General features: G+C 58.4%; 17 protein-coding genes. 11 read left to right on the forward strand and 6 right to left on the reverse strand.

What is annotated here, in order from left to right:
- Positions 1 to 87 precede the first annotated feature (87 nt).
- Complete coding sequence (locus tag QLG10_RS07155) at positions 88 to 576, reverse strand: DUF3015 domain-containing protein (RefSeq protein ID WP_020798660.1); 489 nt, start codon at positions 574 to 576, stop codon at positions 88 to 90.
- A 279-nt stretch (positions 577 to 855) separates the two neighbouring features.
- Here QLG10_RS07155 and QLG10_RS07160 point away from each other — a divergent pair, with 279 nt between their 5' ends.
- Positions 856 to 3,294, forward strand: coding sequence for an ATP-binding protein (locus QLG10_RS07160; protein ID WP_110751032.1), 2,439 nt, complete (start codon positions 856 to 858; stop codon positions 3,292 to 3,294).
- Positions 3,295 to 3,612: 318 nt separating this feature from the next.
- Entirely contained in the window at positions 3,613 to 3,954 is a 342-nt protein-coding gene (locus QLG10_RS07165; protein ID WP_008058253.1) for a hypothetical protein, read from the forward strand.
- A 5-nt stretch (positions 3,955 to 3,959) separates the two neighbouring features.
- Here the strand turns inward: QLG10_RS07165 and QLG10_RS07170 are convergent, their stop codons facing one another.
- Positions 3,960 to 5,789 carry a hypothetical protein gene (locus QLG10_RS07170; protein WP_282486412.1) on the reverse strand — a complete coding sequence of 610 codons (1,830 nt, stop codon included), beginning with the start codon at positions 5,787 to 5,789 and terminating at the stop codon, positions 3,960 to 3,962.
- A 159-nt stretch (positions 5,790 to 5,948) separates the two neighbouring features.
- On the opposite strand from QLG10_RS07170, the gene QLG10_RS07175 reads away from it, so the two are divergent.
- The 3 genes from QLG10_RS07175 to QLG10_RS07185 all read left to right on the forward strand — a co-directional run bounded on the left by QLG10_RS07175 (position 5,949) and on the right by QLG10_RS07185 (position 7,602).
- Positions 5,949 to 6,437 carry a TIGR00645 family protein gene (locus QLG10_RS07175; protein ID WP_007970904.1) on the forward strand — a complete coding sequence of 163 codons (489 nt, stop codon included), beginning with the start codon at positions 5,949 to 5,951 and terminating at the stop codon, positions 6,435 to 6,437.
- Positions 6,438 to 6,572: 135 nt separating this feature from the next.
- A complete protein-coding gene (locus QLG10_RS07180; RefSeq protein ID WP_020798656.1) occupies positions 6,573 to 6,863 on the forward strand; it encodes a DUF6482 family protein in 291 nt (96 codons plus the stop codon).
- Positions 6,864 to 6,984: 121 nt separating this feature from the next.
- Positions 6,985 to 7,602, forward strand: coding sequence for an FKBP-type peptidyl-prolyl cis-trans isomerase (locus QLG10_RS07185; protein WP_020798655.1), 618 nt, complete (start codon positions 6,985 to 6,987; stop codon positions 7,600 to 7,602).
- A gap of 125 nt (positions 7,603 to 7,727) precedes the next feature.
- Here QLG10_RS07185 and QLG10_RS07190 read toward each other — a convergent pair whose 3' ends face one another.
- The 3 genes from QLG10_RS07190 to QLG10_RS07200 all read right to left on the reverse strand — a co-directional run bounded on the left by QLG10_RS07190 (position 7,728) and on the right by QLG10_RS07200 (position 9,671).
- Positions 7,728 to 7,985, reverse strand: coding sequence for a hypothetical protein (locus tag QLG10_RS07190; protein WP_020798654.1), 258 nt, complete (start codon positions 7,983 to 7,985; stop codon positions 7,728 to 7,730).
- 208 nt (positions 7,986 to 8,193) lie between these two features.
- Positions 8,194 to 8,535, reverse strand: a complete 342-nt coding sequence (locus tag QLG10_RS07195) for a zinc ribbon domain-containing protein YjdM (RefSeq protein ID WP_110751037.1) — start codon at positions 8,533 to 8,535, stop codon at positions 8,194 to 8,196.
- Between the two features lie 167 nt (positions 8,536 to 8,702).
- On the reverse strand, positions 8,703 to 9,671 hold the full coding sequence (locus QLG10_RS07200) for a polyprenyl synthetase family protein (protein ID WP_020798652.1): 969 nt from the start codon (positions 9,669 to 9,671) through the stop codon (positions 8,703 to 8,705).
- Positions 9,672 to 9,910: 239 nt separating this feature from the next.
- Here QLG10_RS07200 and rplU point away from each other — a divergent pair, with 239 nt between their 5' ends.
- The 5 genes from rplU to QLG10_RS07225 all read left to right on the forward strand — a co-directional run bounded on the left by rplU (position 9,911) and on the right by QLG10_RS07225 (position 13,670).
- Entirely contained in the window at positions 9,911 to 10,225 is a 315-nt protein-coding gene (rplU, locus tag QLG10_RS07205; protein ID WP_003176051.1) for a 50S ribosomal protein L21, read from the forward strand.
- Positions 10,226 to 10,260: 35 nt separating this feature from the next.
- Positions 10,261 to 10,518, forward strand: a complete 258-nt coding sequence (gene rpmA, locus QLG10_RS07210; RefSeq protein ID WP_003281574.1) for a 50S ribosomal protein L27 — start codon at positions 10,261 to 10,263, stop codon at positions 10,516 to 10,518.
- 196 nt (positions 10,519 to 10,714) lie between these two features.
- Positions 10,715 to 11,938 (forward strand): Obg family GTPase CgtA, encoded by a 1,224-nt coding sequence (gene cgtA, locus QLG10_RS07215; RefSeq protein WP_020798650.1) that lies wholly within the window; start codon positions 10,715 to 10,717, stop codon positions 11,936 to 11,938.
- A gap of 137 nt (positions 11,939 to 12,075) precedes the next feature.
- Positions 12,076 to 13,194: a glutamate 5-kinase gene (gene proB, locus QLG10_RS07220; RefSeq protein ID WP_033041014.1), complete on the forward strand. Its 1,119-nt coding sequence runs from the start codon at positions 12,076 to 12,078 to the stop codon at positions 13,192 to 13,194.
- Positions 13,195 to 13,205: 11 nt separating this feature from the next.
- Positions 13,206 to 13,670 carry a CreA family protein gene (locus tag QLG10_RS07225; RefSeq protein WP_188264336.1) on the forward strand — a complete coding sequence of 155 codons (465 nt, stop codon included), beginning with the start codon at positions 13,206 to 13,208 and terminating at the stop codon, positions 13,668 to 13,670.
- A 182-nt stretch (positions 13,671 to 13,852) separates the two neighbouring features.
- Here the strand turns inward: QLG10_RS07225 and rpsT are convergent, their stop codons facing one another.
- Positions 13,853 to 14,131 (reverse strand): 30S ribosomal protein S20, encoded by a 279-nt coding sequence (gene rpsT / locus QLG10_RS07230; RefSeq protein ID WP_020798646.1) that lies wholly within the window; start codon positions 14,129 to 14,131, stop codon positions 13,853 to 13,855.
- 252 nt (positions 14,132 to 14,383) lie between these two features.
- Here rpsT and murJ point away from each other — a divergent pair, with 252 nt between their 5' ends.
- Positions 14,384 to 15,922, forward strand: coding sequence for a murein biosynthesis integral membrane protein MurJ (murJ, locus tag QLG10_RS07235; RefSeq protein ID WP_020798645.1), 1,539 nt, complete (start codon positions 14,384 to 14,386; stop codon positions 15,920 to 15,922).
- Positions 15,923 to 16,004 lie beyond the last annotated feature (82 nt).

Here is a 16,004-nt window from a genome sequence, read left to right on the forward strand (position 1 = left end):
CTTAAACAGGAAAAAAACAAAGACCCAAGGAGGGGGCAGGTCCAAAAAATAAACCCGCTTCCCGAAAGAAGCGGGGTGCGCTGGAGCTTAAGCCTGAGTTGCGTACTTGGCCAGACGAGGATCGCTCTTGAGAACGGCCAGGGTGTTGGTATGCACATCTTCCGCGGTCACGTCAGCTTTGCTGAAGATCTGCTGGAAGTGCTCGTGAGTGACGGCGGCGAAGTGCGCACGGTCTTCCGGCGCCACGCCCAGTACCACGGCGTAGGTGGTCAGCGCTTCGCCCTGACCTTTAGCCATGTCTTCGGACAGCTCGTTCATCATGCCATTCATGGCAAACCAGGATTTGCCGCCATAGGTCAGCGACGCGTTGGTCGAGCAACCGTTGGTACCGGAAGTCATACCAAATGTTGCGTTGCCGGAAGTGCCGTTGGTGGTGGATGCCAGGAAGTGAGCCGGGGTGCCACGCTGACCTTCGAACAGCATGTTGCCCCAACCGCAATCCGGGCCGCCTGGCGCCTGAGCCATGGCGTTGATGGATACCGCGGTGAAGAGAGTACCAAGAAGAATCCGTTTCATAGCTTTGTTCTCTTTATGTGCAAACCAATGGACAAGGGTTCTGGCGCCTATCTCGCCAGTGTGGACTGGTTATTAATCCAGTCGCGCAGTTTGGAGTTTAGGCATGATCAAGGGGTTCCGTGATTTTTTGCCAAAAATTCGTTGAAATCGGTGATTTGGCGCCGCTCAACGCCGGGCTTTGGCCTTGACTATGCTTTGGCCTTAGGCGCTCCTTGCCAGTCAGGCATGGGCGGCGCCAGAATGCCGCTATCTGCCCCGCCTGATTGTTAAGGAAGCCCGATGCCTGATCCTGTTGCTGCCAGCTTGCGTCTAGCGCCTGAAGCGCTGACCCGTCCGTTTTCCGCTGAACAGTTCAGCTTCTCTACCACCAATGATCTGGAGCCCTTTCGCGGTGTGCTTGGCCAGGAACGTGCGGTCGAAGCCTTGCAGTTCGGTGTGGCCATGCCACGCCCCGGTTACAACGTATTCGTCATGGGCGAGCCCGGCACCGGTCGCTTCTCTTTCGTCAAACGCTACCTGAAGGCCGAAGGCAAACGCCTGCAGACCCCGGCGGACTGGGTCTACGTCAATAATTTCGATGAGCCGCGCGAACCGCGTGCCCTGGAACTGCCATCGGGCACCGCCGGTGCTTTCATCGGTGATATCAACGGCTTGATCGACAACCTGCTGGCGACCTTTCCGGCGGTGTTCGAGCATCCGTCCTACCAGCAGAAGAAAAGCGCCATCGACCGCGCCTTCAATCAGCGCTATGACAAGGCGCTGGACGTGATCGAGCGCCTGGCGCTGGAGAAAGACGTCGCGCTCTATCGCGATGCCAGCAATATCGCATTCACTCCGATGCTTGAAGGCAAGGCGTTGGATGAGGCCGAATTCGCTCAATTGCCAGAAGCCGAGCGCGATCGCTTCCACGATGATATTTCCAACCTCGAAGAGCGCCTGAACGAGGAACTCGCCAGCCTGCCGCAATGGAAGCGCGAGTCGAGCAATCAACTGCGCCACCTGAACGAAGAAACCATCACCCTGGCCCTGCAGCCATTGCTGTCGCCGTTGTCGGAGAAATACGCCGAGAACGCGGCGGTGTGCGGTTACCTGCAAGCGATGCAGGTGTATTTGCTCAAGACCGTGGTCGAGCAATTGGTCGACGACAGCAAGACCGATGCGGTCGCCCGCAAGCTACTGGAGGAACAATACGCGCCGAGCCTGGTGGTCGGGCATTCCGCCAGCGGTGGTGCCCCTGTCGTGTTCGAGCCGCATCCGACCTACGAGAACCTGTTCGGTCGCATCGAATACAGCACCGATCAGGGCGCGCTCTACACCACGTATCGGCAGTTGCGGCCGGGTGCGCTGCACCGGGCCAACGGCGGTTTCCTGATCCTTGAAGCGGATAAAATGCTCAGCGAGCCGTTCGTGTGGGATGCGCTGAAGCGCGCCCTGCAATCGCGCAAACTGAAAATGGAATCGCCACTGGGCGAGATGGGTCGTTTCGCTACCGTCACCCTGACGCCGCAGCATATTCCGTTGCAGGTCAAAGTCGTCATCATCGGGGCCCGCCAGCTCTACTACACGCTGCAGGACCTCGATCCGGACTTCCAGGAAATGTTTCGCGTCCTGGTGGATTTCGATGAAGACATTCCAATGGTCGACGAGAGCCTGGAACAGTTCGCCCAGTTGCTCAAGACCCGTACTTCCGAGGAGGGCATGGCGCCGTTGACCGCCGATGCGGTAGCGCGCCTGGCAACCTACAGCGCACGCCTGGCCGAGCATCAGGGGCGGTTGTCGGCACGCATCGGTGATCTGTTCCAGCTGGTCAGCGAGGCGGATTTCATTCGTCACCTGGCCTCGGATGAAATGACCGATGCCGGTCACATCGAGCGGGCACTCAAGGCCAAGGCCACCCGTACCGGACGTGTGTCGGCGCGCATTCTCGATGACATGCTGGCGGGGATCATCCTGATCGACACCGCGGGCGCGGCGGTCGGCAAGTGCAACGGCCTGACGGTGCTGGAAGTCGGCGACTCGGCCTTCGGTGTACCGGCGCGGATCTCCGCCACGGTGTATCCCGGTGGCAGCGGTATCGTCGACATCGAGCGTGAGGTCAACCTCGGTCAGCCGATCCACTCCAAAGGGGTGATGATTCTCACCGGTTACCTGGGCAGCCGTTACGCCCAGGAGTTTCCGCTGGCGATCTCCGCGAGCATTGCGCTGGAGCAGTCCTATGGCTACGTCGATGGTGACAGTGCTTCCCTGGGCGAGGCATGCACCCTGATCTCGGCCCTGTCGAAAACCCCGCTCAAGCAGTGCTTTGCGATTACCGGCTCGATCAACCAGTTCGGTGAAGTGCAGGCCGTGGGCGGCGTCAACGAGAAGATCGAGGGGTTCTTCCGTCTCTGCGAAGCCCGCGGGCTGACGGGCGAACAGGGAGCAATCATTCCCCACGCCAACGTTGCCACGCTGATGCTTGACGAGAAAGTGCTGGCCGCTGTGCGCGCCGGTCAGTTCCACGTCTACGCGGTGCGTCAGGCCGACGAGGCGCTCAGCCTGCTGGTGGGTGAGCCGGCGGGCGAGCCGGATGAAAATGGCGAGTTCCCTGAAGGTAGCGTCAACGCACGGGTGGTGGAGCGCTTGCGGGTGATCGCGGAGATGATCAGCGAAGATGACCTGAAAGAGGCAGAAAAGGAAATGGCGGTCGAGGCGCTGGTGGAGGCCAAGCCGGCCTGATGCAAACCTGAGCTTCATCTCGATCCATTGTGGGAGCGGGCTTGCTCGCGAAAGCGGACTTACAGTCAACATCGTTGTTGTCTGAATGACCGCTTTCGCGAGCAAGTCCGCTCCCACATTTGTCTTCGGGTAATCCTGGAAAAGTGCCATCACTCTGGCGCCAATATTCACACAGTGACCATTCGGCGCCTTCTGGTCTTACTTGACGTACTAGTCAAACTTTTCCTCTATTCTCAGCTCAAGGATATCGACAGTATCACTGGATCGAGACAGCCTTCCCGTGGAGGCTGAATACCGGATTTACCGAGGGTCGCCGCCATGCCGCGCAACCTCTGCCTCACTCGTCAATGTCTAGGTCTTGTGACTCGTATCGAATGCGCCATCCGCCCCCTGGCGGGCGATACGGGGATGTGGACCTTACTCTTCGCCGCCGGAATGGCCGGTGAACAACCTTCAGCCATCAAAGCCCAAGGCCCGTTCCATGGCCCTTTTGTGGCTGAGTCCATCCTCGATACCATCGTTGAAAGCCTGACCCTGCACGGCTATGAACTGGCCGATGACCCGCAGATCTGGTGCCTGCATCTGCAAGCCCAGTTGCGGGAAATCAACGGTGGTCGTTGTCGTAGCGTGGGTGGTTTCGAGTTCCGGCCCGAGCACTGACAGCGCTATTGGGCCTGGCTGGACATGTCAGCCTTGTCGAGCTTGACCTCAAAACCATATTGCACGGTGGCGAGGTCAGTTCGTTGATAGGTTTCCAGGCGCGTGGGTTGACCGTAGAAGTAATGCACGGCGAATAACGCGGGGCCTTCTGTGCTCGCGTCATGGCTGACCGCAAGAATTTCCTTCAGGTAATTGCCGCTGTCATCCTTGGCAAAAAAGCGCCAGTCCTGATCGGGAAACACTTTCGAATCCACCACCAGTGCATTGCCCTTGAGTTCAAGACCCTTGGGCAATTGACGGGCATCGAACATCTGCTTTTCGACAGTCGCCAGAAATAGCGGGATGGAGCCAACCACAAAGGCGGGTGTCTGTGGAAACAGGTTCAGGTCGTAGGTGATCGTGCCGCCCAAGGGGTCGACCTCATACGCCTCTGGTGGCAATTCGATCGACCCATCGCGCTTGCCGCTGCTGTCTTCGGTGAAGAAGCTGACCGGACTATCGCCCGGGTTGAAAGAGCTACCGAGCAATTCATCATTGAAGCTGCGCAGGTGAGTGAACTCGACGCGCGCAGCGCTGGGATCCTCGACCGATTGATTGATCCTGACGCCTTTTTTCAACTGTTCAGGGGTCAAGGTCGCGCCTTTGAGCCAGGTCGGGGCATTGTCGTCGTAGACCACCACCGGCAAGCTCAGCGGCTGGATGGTTTTCGCCGTGGTATGGCGGTCGAAGCGGCGTACCGGCAGGTCCAGGTCCTTGCGAGTCACCGTAACGCCGGAGAAATCCAGCAGGCTGACTTCAAGGGTTTCGATGGTCCCGTTGAAATACACCTTGGAGTAGTGGCGTTTCTGTTGTTTCTCGAAAGTTCGCTGCTCTTCATTGAGCTGTTTTTCCAGCGACTCGCTCCAGAGCTTCTGTTGCTGCAGCTTCGCCAGTTGTTTCTGGTAGAAGGCAATTTGCGCGGCATTCTCATTGATCGAGCCTGAGCGCGACAGAAACTGCCCGGTGGCGTCCCGGGCCTGGACAATCAGCGGATTCAACGGTGTTTCAGCAATCTCGGGGGCTGGCGGCTCGCTGTTGCTGAACTCGATTTCGGCGAAGTTGTCCGCAAGTTTCACCAAGGTGACGCTCAAGTTGTCGTTGGTGCGGGTCTGGCCGATGTCCTTTTTCGTCAGGTCAAAGCTGTAGAGCCGGCGCGGTGCAATGACTTCCACCTTGCCTTGCAGGCTCACCGGTTGTGGCTGATTCTTGATATCGACGTCCAGTCCTTCAATGAACGGATAGGTCACGGTCAAGTCGTCAGGGTTGGTCACGTTGGAGCTCGATGGGCTCAACTGAATGCCTGGGTCGGTTTCCGACCATTCCGGCTGGAAGGCGATGACCCGTTTGTTGCTCAGGGTGACCGACTGCCATTGCAGGCCATGGGGAAACAGAAACGCCGCCGGGATGCTGAAGTTGAAGGGAAACACCGGTTGCAGGTCCGTCAGGTAGTCGGAGCTGGAGTCCTTGTGCAGGACGAACAGGCCATTGATGTACGTGTCAACCAGGGCCTGTGGCGTTGGGTAGTGCTTGAGCACGGCGAGGGCGTCTTCACCGTATTCGGTTTCCACGGGCTTGCTGTCGAGCTTGAGTTGCGCGCGCTCAAGCAACAACAGCGAACCGCCCAGTTCGGCCACCGCATCCTTGAGTTTCGGGTCCTCGATGGCATCCAGGGACTTCTCGAACTGCGCAGTCTTTTCCTCGAGGCTGACCTGGCGTTTCTCGTCGCTGGGCGAGCAGGCGCTGATCAGCAGGGCCATGAAGATCCCGGCACTCGTTAATGGCAATCGCCCATCCATTTCCAGTCTTCCTGTCCGATGTCATTTTGCTGTCAATGGTTTGGACACTAGCAGAAAAAATTTGACACACACACGCAGGTAGCGGATTTCCCAATGGTTTCTGGGTATTACGGACGGCTGTTATACTCGCGGCCATTTCAAGTCCGCCTGTGAGATTCAATGGAACGCTTTATCGAAAATGCAATGTACGCCTCGCGCTGGCTGTTGGCGCCGATCTACTTCGGCTTGTCCCTCGGGCTGTTGGCACTGGCACTGAAATTCTTCCAGGAAGTCTTCCACGTTATCCCCAACGTCTTCTCGATGGCCGAATCGGACCTGATCCTGGTGTTGCTGTCGCTCATTGACATGGCGCTGGTAGGCGGTTTGCTGGTGATGGTGATGATTTCCGGCTACGAGAACTTCGTATCTCAACTGGACATCGACGACAGCAAGGAGAAGCTCAACTGGTTGGGCACCATGGACTCGTCGTCGCTGAAAATGAAGGTGGCCGCGTCGATCGTGGCGATCTCGTCGATCCACCTGCTGCGTATCTTCATGGACGCCAAGAACGTCGATCCCGAGCATTTGCAGTGGTACGTCATCATTCACATGACCTTTGTGGTGTCGGCATTTGCCATGGGTTACCTGGATAAAGTGACCAAGCACTAAACAACGGCTGCCCTGTTGTTACGCGCCGCCCGTCTGTTGCAAAACAGACGGGCGGCGTCGTTAATGGCTTGTGCTTTGATGCGCCGAGGCATATCCCTGTAAGGGTGTTGGCTCGTCACTGCGTGAGGTGCGTTCATGAACCTGCAAGAGTTGAATGCCTATGCCGTCGCCGGGAAGGTCGATGAGTTGAACCTGATCTCCATGGAAGGAGGCATTTACCTGCTTGAGGCGCGTATGCACGGAGCGGCGTATCCATTGAGCGATGCGCCAGGTCATACGATGCAGTTGCGCTCGGTGGAACATGCACGCGAGGTGCTGCGCTCCTTTCCCAAGTTGCACTTCAACCTTGTGCACACCGTCGTGCATGACGAGATGTGCGGGCTGGTCGCCGATGTGGAGGAAAACCTGAAGGTGCCGATCGCCTGACGTCCCTCATCAATGGCATGACATCTGTGCTAGTCTGCTTGCCCTTTTGGTTCCGGGCGCTCCGGGACGCGCTGTGCACGCACGGCCAGTTCCCGAGCCGTCCGCACAGCGGAGCAGTGTCATGTCCGAAGTAAATCTGTCCACCGACGAAACCCGCGTCAGCTACGGCATCGGCCGTCAGCTGGGCGACCAGCTGCGCGACAACCCGCCACCGGGCGTTAGCCTGGACGCGATCCTGGCAGGCCTGACCGACGCGTTTGCCGGTAAGCCAAGCCGTGTTGGCCAGGAAGAAATGTCTGCGAGCTTCAAGGTAATTCGCGAAATCATGCAGGCCGAAGCGGCAGCCAAGGCTGAAGCGGCCGCTGGCGAAGGCCTGGCCTTCCTGGCTGAAAACGCCAAGCGTGACGGCATCACCACCCTGGCTTCCGGCCTGCAATTCGAAGTACTGTCCGCCGGTGAAGGCGCCAAGCCTTCCCGTGAAGATACCGTGCGTACCCACTACCACGGCACCCTGATCGACGGCACCGTGTTCGACAGCTCCTACGAGCGCGGCGAGCCTGCGGAATTCCCGGTCGGCGGCGTGATCGCTGGCTGGACCGAAGCCCTGCAACTGATGAATGCCGGCAGCAAATGGCGTCTGTACGTGCCGAGCGAACTGGCTTACGGCGCTCAAGGCGTTGGCAGCATTCCGCCGCACAGCGTCCTGGTGTTCGACGTCGAGCTGCTGGACGTTCTGTAAGTTTGACTACCTGTAGGAGCCGGCTTCCTGCGGGCGGCGTTCCGACGATTGCATCAACACGGTTTCAAATCTTGACCGTGTTGTCTGCATCGCCAGCAAGCCGGCTCCTACAGGGTTTGCGTTTCTCATAGTTCTATCTTGTGATGCAGTTCATTGGTCGGGCGCAATGCCCGGGCATAGCAAAAAAGAAACAGGTTGCGCACCACTTCCTTGAGCACCACCGGCTCGCTGGAACTCAAGCCGTTGACGTCCAGATCGCCCTGATCCTGCAGTTCGTTCAAGGCTTCTTCTTCCAGCACTGCACAGACTTCCCCGGTTTCCCGATGCAGGATCCTGAGGTAGGGGTGTGGACGGTCCAGCCAGGCATCGATCAAATAAGTCATGGGTTCTCATCTCCATTGATTGGATTCAATGAGAATAATTCCTATTCAATAAATAGCAAGGGCCTATTGGCTGATTGGGGATTTTTCTGGGTAAAGATTGCGTAAGGTCAAAAAGGCTGGCGTTTGGCTATTGCGAGGATTCATTGAGCGAGGCGGGGGAGGGCGAAGCGCCACCCCGCGTCAGGACGCGAGGTGGCGTATAGCTGAATCAGACTTTCCTGACGAATTCAGATTTGAGCTTCATCGGGCCGATGCCGTCGATCTTGCAGTCGATGTCGTGATCGCCATCGCACAGGCGGATGTTCTTGACCTTGGTGCCCACCTTGACCACCAGCGACGTGCCCTTGACCTTGAGGTCCTTGATCACGGTGATGGTGTCACCGTCCTGCAGGACATTGCCCACCGAATCCTTTTTCACCGCATCATCGGACACAGCTTCGGCTTCGCCGCTGGCGGACCATTCGTGGGCGCACTCAGGGCAGATCAGCTGGGTGCCGTCTTCGTAGGTGTATTCGCAATTGCATTTCGGGCAGGGTGGCAACGTGCTCACTAAGGCTCCTTGGATTCAGGATCGCTAAAAAGCGCACATTATATAGGGTTTTAGGTGGGAGAGGGGGGGACCTGTAGGAGCCGGCTTGCTGGCGATGCATCCAACTCGGTGTGTCAGGAACACCGTGGTGATGCAATCGCCAGCAAGCCGGCTCCTACACGGGCAGATCAGTGTGTGCGAGCGACCGCAAACTCGCTCAACTCAACCAGTGCATCGCGGTATTCGCTGGCGGGCAGCGCGTCGAGGCACTTGATCGCACGGGCCACATAGTCGCGGGCCAGCTGGGCGGTGTAATCCAGTGAGCCGGAGGCTTCCACGGCTTCGCGGATGTTTTCCAGGTCTTCGATACCGCCTTTCTGGATCGCCTTGCGCACCAGGGCTGCCTGCTCCGGCGTACCTTCGCGCATGGTGTAGATCAGCGGCAGGGTCGGCTTGCCTTCGGCCAGGTCGTCACCGACGTTCTTGCCCAGGGTCTCGGCGTCGCCTTTGTAGTCCAGCAGGTCGTCGACCAGTTGGAAGGCCACGCCCAGGTGGTCGCCGAAGGTGCGCAACGCTTCGCACTGCTCAGGTGTCGCGCCGGCCAGGGCTGCCGCACTGTGGGTCGAGGCTTCGAAGAGCATCGCGGTCTTGCCGCGGATGACCTCCATGTAGGTCTCTTCGGTGGTGCTGGCATCGCGGACCTTCGACAGCTGCAACACTTCGCCTTCGGCGATGATCCGCGTGGCTTGCGAAAGGATCTTCATCACCGGCATGGAGCCCAGCTCGACCATCATTTCGAAGGAGCGCGAATACAGGAAGTCGCCCACCAGCACGCTCGGCGCGTTGCCCCACATGGCATTGGCCGTCGAGCGGCCACGGCGCATGCCCGACATGTCAACGACGTCGTCATGCAGCAGGGTGGCGGTGTGCAGGAATTCGATGGTGGCGGCCAGCAGGCGCAGGTCGTCGCCCTCGCGGCCAAGGGCCTTGCCACACAGCAGCACCAGTAACGGACGCAGGCGTTTACCGCCGGCCGAGGTAATGTAATCGCCGATTTTCGATACCAGCGGCACTCGGGAAGTCAGCTGCTTCTTGATGATGCCGTCGACGGCGCTAAAATCGTCCGCCACCGCGCGGTAGAAAGCTTGGGGTTGCATCAGCGACAGTTGCTCCAGAAGGGTTGCGCGGCATGCTAGGACCCATGCCAGCAGGTGTCAAGGCGCGATGGACGGCCTATTGCAAGGCGCTCGTGCCTTGCGTACAATCGCGCACCCTGAACTTCCTGGGCAGCACCTGCCTTACGCAATTGCAAGCGGGCCTCCAGCCCCATGCAGCCATGCCAGCCAATACCTCTTCTTATAAAGAGCTGGGTGAGCAGGATTATCGGAGAAATACCATGTCTTATGCAGTAATCGTTACTGGCGGCAAGCAGTACAAAGTCGCCCCAGGTGAATACCTGAAGATCGAAAAACTGGAAATCGCTACCGGCGAATCCGTTACCTTTGATCGCGTTCTGTTGGTTGCCAACGGTGACGACGTGAATATCGGCGCTCCAGTTGTTGCTGGCGCTACCGTTGTGGCTGAAGTGATCTCCCAAGGTCGTCACGATAAAGTCCGCATCATCAAGTTCCGTCGCCGTAAGCACCACATGAAGCGTATGGGCCACCGCCAGTGGTACACCGAGATCAAAATCACCGGTATTCAGGCTTAATTACAGCCTAATTCCTCACTAGGAGAATTGAACTCATGGCACACAAAAAAGCTGGTGGTAGTACCCGTAACGGTCGCGACTCAGAAGCCAAACGCCTTGGCGTGAAGATGTATGGCGGCCAGGCTATCAAAGCAGGCAACATCATCGTGCGTCAGCGCGGCACCCAATTCCACGCTGGCTACGGCGTTGGCATGGGTAAAGATCACACTCTCTTCGCTAAAGTCGAAGGCGTGATCAAGTTCGAAGTAAAAGGCGCCTTCGGTCGTCGTTACGTGAGCGTAGTCGCGGCTTAATCGCGCGATCGCTGGAAAAGCCCTGTCTCGCGACGGGGCTTTTTCGTTTGTGGGGTGAGTCTCTTGCAAAACTGTTTGTATGGGCTGCCGGCGCTGGTTTTTAGCGGTCGTTGATTGAGGTCGCTGCGCTCATTTTTGCAAGAGTCTTATGTCTTAGTGTTTTTCGGCTCGTCCGTATGGCGAGAGGCGTTTTGTTATGAAGTTTGTTGATGAAGTATCGATCCGAGTAAAGGCTGGCGACGGCGGTAACGGCTGCATGAGTTTCCGTCGCGAAAAATTCATCGAAAACGGTGGTCCGAACGGTGGTGATGGTGGCGACGGCGGCTCGGTCTACATGATCGCCGACGAAAACCTCAACACCCTGGTCGACTATCGTTACACCCGGCACTTCGATGCCGAGCGTGGCTCCAATGGTGGCAGCACCGACTGCACCGGCAAGAAGGGTGAGGATCTGGTGCTGCGCGTACCGGTCGGCACCACGGTGATCGACTCCGCTACCCAGGAAGTGATCGGCGACCTGACCAAGGCTGGCCAGAAGCTGCTGGTGGCACATGGCGGTTGGCACGGTTTGGGTAACACCCGTTTCAAATCCAGTACCAACCGTGCGCCACGCCAGACTACGCCGGGCAAGCCGGGCGAGCAGCGTGACCTCAAGCTGGAAATGAAGGTGTTGGCGGACGTGGGTCTGCTGGGCTTGCCGAACGCTGGTAAAAGTACCTTTATCCGTTCGGTATCCGCTGCCAAGCCGAAAGTCGCCGACTATCCGTTTACCACCCTGGTGCCAAACCTGGGTGTGGTCAGCGTCGATCGCTGGAAAAGCTTCGTGGTCGCGGACATTCCGGGCCTGATTGAAGGTGCTTCCGACGGCGCCGGCCTGGGGATCCGTTTCCTCAAGCACTTGTCGCGTACCCGTCTGCTGCTGCACCTCGTCGACATGGCGCCGCTGGATGACACCAGTGCTCCGGACGCTGCCGAGGTCATCGTCAACGAGTTGACCAAGTTCAGTCCGTCCCTGGCTGAGCGTGATCGTTGGCTGATCCTCAACAAGTGCGACCAGATCCTTGAAGAAGAGCACGATGAGCGGGTCAAGGAAATCGTCGATCGCCTGGAGTGGACCGGTCCGGTCTACGTGATCTCGGCTATCGCCAAGCAGAACACCGAGCGTCTGTGTCACGACATCATGCGTTACCTGGAAGATCGTGCCGATCGCCTGGCCAACGACCCGGCCTACAAGGAAGAGCTGGCCGATCTCGATCAGCGCATCGAAGACGAAGCCCGTGCCCAGCTGCAGGCGCTGGACGATCAGCGTGCCTTGCGTCGTAGCGGCGTGAAGTCGGTCCACGACATCGGCGACGATGATTGGGACGAAGAAGACGTGGATGACGAAGACGGTCCGGAAATCATTTACGTGCGTGACTGATTCGTTGCGATAAACTTAAGCGCCGCTCAATCGAGCGGCGTTTTAGTATCTGGAAATCGATCGTTGGTCACGAATAACCACGAATAACGTCACGGGCAGTGCCAGGTCGTGCTGCCCTCAAGCTAAGGTTGAAGATGATGCGGAGCAAGGTGACAGGTGCGCAGCGTTGGGTCGTGAAGATCGGCAGCGCTTTGCTGACAGCGGACGGCAAGGGCCTGGATCGCGCGGCAATGGGTGTCTGGGTTGAACAGATGGTGGCCTTGCATGAGGCGGGTGTCGAGCTGGTGCTGGTGTCCTCCGGGGCGGTGGCGGCCGGCATGAGCCGTCTGGGCTGGACCGCGCGACCCAGTGCGATGCACGAGCTCCAGGCCGCTGCTGCAATCGGCCAGATGGGCTTGGTGCAGGCCTGGGAGTCGAGTTTTGCCGAGCATGGTCGACACACTGCGCAAATTCTCCTGACGCACGATGACCTGTCCGACCGCAAGCGCTACCTGAACGCCCGCAGCACCTTGCGTGCGCTGGTTGAGTTGAAGGTCATTCCGGTGATCAACGAGAACGATACCGTGGTCACCGACGAAATCCGTTTCGGCGACAACGATACCCTCGCGGCGCTGGTGGCCAATCTGGTCGAGGCTGACCTGCTGGTGATCCTGACGGATCGCGATGGCATGTTCGATGCCGATCCGCGCAACAATCCAGATGCCCAGCTGATCTACGAGGCGCGTGCCGATGATCCGGCGCTCGACGCGGTGGCAGGCGGTACCGGCGGAGCGCTGGGACGCGGTGGCATGCAAACCAAGCTGCGCGCGGCACGCCTGGCGGCGCGGTCCGGTGCGCATACGATCATCGTGGGTGGTCGACTGGAACGCGTTCTGGATCGCCTTAAGGCGGGTGAGCGCATTGGCACCTTGCTCTCGCCTGAGCGCGGCATGCTGGCGGCACGCAAGCAGTGGCTGGCCGGGCATCTGCAAACCCGTGGCACCCTGGTGTTGGACGCGGGTGCGGTGACGGCGTTGTCCCAAGGTAACAAGAGCCTGCTGCCGGTTGGGGTCAAATTGGTCCAGGGTAGCTTCCGGCGCGGCGAAATGGTGGTGTGCGTGGCGCCCGACGGTCGTGAAATTGCCCGTGGGTTGGCCAACTACAGTGCGCTGGAAGCACAAAAAATCATCGGTCAGTCGTCTGAAGCGATTGTCGGTCTCTTGGGTTATATGGCGGAACCGGAACTGGTTCATCGCGATAACCTGATTCTGGTCTGAAGGAATACCTGATGCGCATGGCAAAAGGATTGTTGGGGTTGCTGTTGGCGATGCCGCTGCTGGCGTCGGCCGAGGAAATTGGCCAGGTGTCGACGGTGTTCAAGTTTGTCGGCCCGAATGATCGCATCGTGGTCGAGGCCTTTGATGATCCCAAGGTCGAGGGTGTGACGTGCTACCTGTCGCGCGCCAAGACCGGGGGTGTGAAGGGTGGGCTTGGATTGGCCGAGGATCGTGCCGAGGCGTCCATTGCCTGTCGCCAGGTCGGGCCCATCAGCTTCAAGGGTGAGCTCAAGGACGGTGACGAGGTGTTCAAGGAGCGTACTTCCCTGGTGTTCAAGACCATGCAGGTGGTGCGATTCCTCGACAAGAAACGCAATACGCTGGTGTATCTGGTGTATAGCGATCGCTTGATCGAGGGCAGTCCGCAGAATGCGGTGACGGCGATCCCGATTTTGCCGTGGGCGAACGCTCAATAAGTAAACGAAAATCCAAGTGTGGGAGCGGGCTTGCTCGCGAAAGAGCAGTGTCAGTCGATGCAGGTGTCGCCTGATGCGCCGCTTTCGCGAGCAAGCCCGCTCCCACAATTGTTTTGTGTGTTCATCAAATCGCAGGCAATAAAAAACCGACCCTGAGGTCGGTTTTTTAATGAACGAGTCGCTTAGGCAGCAGCGGCAACGTTCAGGGCCTTTACGTGGCCATTCAGGCGGCTCTTATGACGAGCAGCCTTGTTCTTGTGGATGATGCCTTTATCGGCCATACGGTCGATAACTGGCACAGCCAGAACGTAAGCAGCTTGAGCTTTTTCAGCGTCTTTTGCGTCGATGGCCTTAACTACATTCTTGATGTAGGTACGAACCATGGAACGCAGGCTGGCGTTGTGGCTGCGACGCTTCTCAGCCTGTTTTGCACGTTTTTTGGCGGAAGGTGAGTTGGCCACCGTCGAGCTCCTCGAAAGACTTTTTAGGAAATAGCAAACAAAATAGGCCGCGAATCATGCCGATGAGTTGAGGTCTTGTCAAGGGCGGTTGAGACGTTCCGCTAAGTGGTAGGTGCAACACCTCTGGATATTTCTTTCCAGCGTGCGACCTGTAAACTCGCGAGCTTTGGCTCTGTGCTGTTGCGGCGCGGAGTATCGCATAAGTAGGCGCGTAGTTCGCCTGCTGTTTATCGACAGGCACGAACTCTTTTAATGAATCTGCTCAAATCGTTGGCCGCCGTCAGCTCTATCACGATGCTTTCCCGGGTTCTGGGGTTTGTTCGTGACACCCTTATCGCACGTGCATTCGGCGCGGGAATGGCGACCGACGCCTTTTTCATCGCCTTCAAATTGCCCAACCTGTTGCGGCGGATTTTTGCCGAAGGGGCGTTTTCCCAGGCATTCGTACCGATTCTGGCCGAATACAAAAGCCAGAAGGGCGATGAGGCGACGCGAACCTTCATTGCCTATGTCTCTGGCCTGCTGACACTGGTACTGGCGCTCGTCACGGCGCTGGGCATGCTTGCCGCCCCCTGGGTCATCTGGGTGACCGCGCCGGGTTTCACCAATACGCCGGAGAAGTTCGAGCTGACCACCAGCTTGCTGCGAGTGACCTTTCCGTACATCTTGCTGATTTCCCTGTCCTCATTGGCTGGCGCGATCCTTAACACCTGGAACCGCTTTTCTGTTCCGGCGTTTGTGCCGACCCTGCTGAACGTCAGCATGATTATCTTTGCGCTGTTCCTGACGCCGTACTTCGATCCGCCGGTGATGGCGCTGGGCTGGGCGGTGCTGGCGGGCGGTCTGGCGCAGTTGCTTTACCAACTGCCACATCTGAAAAAAATCGGCATGCTGGTCCTGCCGCGCCTGAGTTTGCGCGACAGCGGCGTCTGGCGGGTGATGAAGCAGATGCTGCCGGCGATTCTCGGGGTGTCGGTGAGTCAAATCTCGTTGATCATCAACACCATCTTTGCGTCCTTCCTGGTTGCCGGCTCGGTGTCCTGGATGTACTACGCCGACCGCCTGATGGAGTTGCCGTCCGGTGTGCTGGGCGTGGCATTGGGCACGATTCTGCTGCCGACCCTGGCCAAGACCTACGCCAGCCAGGACCGCCAGGAATATTCGCGAATCCTCGATTGGGGCCTGCGCCTGTGTTTCGTGCTGGTATTGCCTTGTGCGCTGGCGTTGGGGATTCTGGCCGAGCCGCTGACGGTTTCACTGTTCCAGTACGGTCAGTTCGATGCCCATGACGCGGCCATGACCCAGCGTGCGCTGATCGCCTATTCAGTAGGTTTGCTCGGGATTATCGTGATCAAAGTGCTGGCGCCGGGCTTTTATGCGCAACAAAACATCCGCACGCCGGTAAAAATCGCGATTTTCACTCTGGTGGTCACCCAGTTGTTCAACCTGCTCTTGATCGGCCCGCTGGCCCATGCCGGCCTTGCGCTTGCCATCAGTGCCGGTGCCTGCCTGAATGCCGGGCTGCTGTTCTATCAACTGCGCAAGCAGCAGATGTACCAGCCGCAACCGGGTTGGGCGAAGTTTGGTTTCAAGCTGGTGGTCGCGGTGACGGTGATGTCCGCTGTGCTGCTGGCGGGGATGCATTTCATGCCCGCCTGGGGCGAAGGGCAGATGCTTGAGCGGTTCCTGCGCCTGGGCGCTTTGGTCATCGCCGGTGTGGTGGCTTATTTCGGCATGTTAGTGTTGATGGGCTTCAGGTTGCGCGACTTCAATCGCAAGGCGCTTGGCTAAAGTCAGGGCCTCGATAAACATGGGCGAGTCGGCATTTTTGTCGGCTCGATTACTTTGGGATACGGTGTTGCCTGTCGTAGGC

Origin of the sequence: Pseudomonas sp. V98_8, assembly GCF_029967975.1 — a bacterium.
GTDB lineage: Bacteria > Pseudomonadota > Gammaproteobacteria > Pseudomonadales > Pseudomonadaceae > Aquipseudomonas > Aquipseudomonas umsongensis.

Excerpts from the sequence above, each read along its gene's own strand:
- QLG10_RS07190 (WP_020798654.1), bottom strand. The coding sequence starts at position 7,985 with ATGACTTATTTGATCGATGCCTGGCTGGACCGTCCACACCCCTACCTC.
- rpmA (WP_003281574.1), top strand. The coding sequence starts at position 10,261 with ATGGCACACAAAAAAGCTGGTGGTAGTACCCGTAACGGTCGCGACTCA.
- rplU (WP_003176051.1), top strand. The coding sequence starts at position 9,911 with ATGTCTTATGCAGTAATCGTTACTGGCGGCAAGCAGTACAAAGTCGCC.
- QLG10_RS07155 (WP_020798660.1), bottom strand. The coding sequence starts at position 576 with ATGAAACGGATTCTTCTTGGTACTCTCTTCACCGCGGTATCCATCAAC.
- QLG10_RS07200 (WP_020798652.1), bottom strand. The coding sequence starts at position 9,671 with ATGCAACCCCAAGCTTTCTACCGCGCGGTGGCGGACGATTTTAGCGCC.
- QLG10_RS07180 (WP_020798656.1), top strand. The coding sequence starts at position 6,573 with ATGAACCTGCAAGAGTTGAATGCCTATGCCGTCGCCGGGAAGGTCGAT.
- QLG10_RS07170 (WP_282486412.1), bottom strand. The coding sequence starts at position 5,789 with ATGGATGGGCGATTGCCATTAACGAGTGCCGGGATCTTCATGGCCCTG.
- QLG10_RS07175 (WP_007970904.1), top strand. The coding sequence starts at position 5,949 with ATGGAACGCTTTATCGAAAATGCAATGTACGCCTCGCGCTGGCTGTTG.
- QLG10_RS07165 (WP_008058253.1), top strand. The coding sequence starts at position 3,613 with ATGCCGCGCAACCTCTGCCTCACTCGTCAATGTCTAGGTCTTGTGACT.
- cgtA (WP_020798650.1), top strand. The coding sequence starts at position 10,715 with ATGAAGTTTGTTGATGAAGTATCGATCCGAGTAAAGGCTGGCGACGGC.
- proB (WP_033041014.1), top strand. The coding sequence starts at position 12,076 with ATGCGGAGCAAGGTGACAGGTGCGCAGCGTTGGGTCGTGAAGATCGGC.
- QLG10_RS07185 (WP_020798655.1), top strand. The coding sequence starts at position 6,985 with ATGTCCGAAGTAAATCTGTCCACCGACGAAACCCGCGTCAGCTACGGC.
- murJ (WP_020798645.1), top strand. The coding sequence starts at position 14,384 with ATGAATCTGCTCAAATCGTTGGCCGCCGTCAGCTCTATCACGATGCTT.
- QLG10_RS07160 (WP_110751032.1), top strand. The coding sequence starts at position 856 with ATGCCTGATCCTGTTGCTGCCAGCTTGCGTCTAGCGCCTGAAGCGCTG.
- QLG10_RS07225 (WP_188264336.1), top strand. The coding sequence starts at position 13,206 with ATGCGCATGGCAAAAGGATTGTTGGGGTTGCTGTTGGCGATGCCGCTG.